The following is a 1,004-nucleotide window of genomic DNA, read 5'->3' on the forward strand; positions in this document are numbered from 1 at the left end:
CTTAGGTGGATGGCGATACGTCCAGGCGCTCTCGACGAGCATATGACGGACCCGCCCATTCCCGGCCTTGGTGATCCCGCCGCGTCGGATTGTGTCGCCCGTCGAGCGTTCGCTCGGTACCAGGCCGAGATAGCCCATGAGCTGACGGGGGCTTTCGAAGCGAGAGACGTCGCCGACTTCGGCGACGAAGGTCACTGCGACGATCAGATCGACGCCGCGTAGCGATTGCAGGGCGATCACGACAGGACCGAGGGACCAGGTTGGAACGAACTCGACGATGGCGCTCTCCAGGCGCGTCACGCGCTCCTTGGCGATGCGCACCGCCTCGACCATCTCCTGCAACGCAATCTGATGGGCAGGATGCTCGAAGCGCTGCTCCTGGAGCCAGCGCAAGTAGCGCATCGTCCAGCCGGTCTTGCGAGGATAGACGCGACCATGCTTCAGCATGAAGGCGCTCACCTGTTGACGATGCACCCGCAGGCTTTCCACCGATGCCGAACGAGTCCTGACTAAATCTCGCATGGCCTCGTGCCCTTCGTCCGGCACCCAGACCGCGGTCAACTCATCGGCCCGAAGAAGCTTGGCTAGCGCCAGCGCATCGCGCCGGTTCGTCTTGACGCGGTCGCCGGGCTTTCTGGGAATCAGCGACGGCGCGACCACCATGCAGGAATGGCCAAGTTCGGTGATCAGGCGGTAAAGACCGTAGCCCGTCGGCCCCGCCTCGTAGCAAAAATGCAGATGCCCATGCCGCGCTGCCAGCCGCTTGACGAAACGCCGCATGCTCTCTTCGGACGCATCGATCTCGCCGAAATAACGAACCTCACCGCCACGCTCCCCGTCCGCCACGGCAATGGCATTGCGCAGCTTGGACACGTCGATGCCGACGAAAACTTCTGTAGAATGCTCCATGGCTTGCCCTCCTGCCAGGAGGATCGGCTCGGCCTATCCGAGCAACCCTCGAACAGACAGTGTAGGGCAAGCCGCCCGGCCAAACGGACATACGG

General features: G+C 63.1%; 1 protein-coding gene. It reads right to left on the bottom strand.

Features of this window, described 5'->3' with window-relative positions; all coding sequences use genetic code 11:
• On the bottom strand, positions 1–909 hold a 909-nt coding region (locus tag GTW51_RS23330; protein WP_163046404.1), incomplete at its 3' end, for an IS110 family RNA-guided transposase.
• Positions 910–1,004: the final 95 nt, after the last annotated feature.

The sequence above is a fragment of the Aurantimonas aggregata genome, assembly GCF_010500835.1.
Classification (GTDB): domain Bacteria; phylum Pseudomonadota; class Alphaproteobacteria; order Rhizobiales; family Rhizobiaceae; genus Aurantimonas; species Aurantimonas aggregata.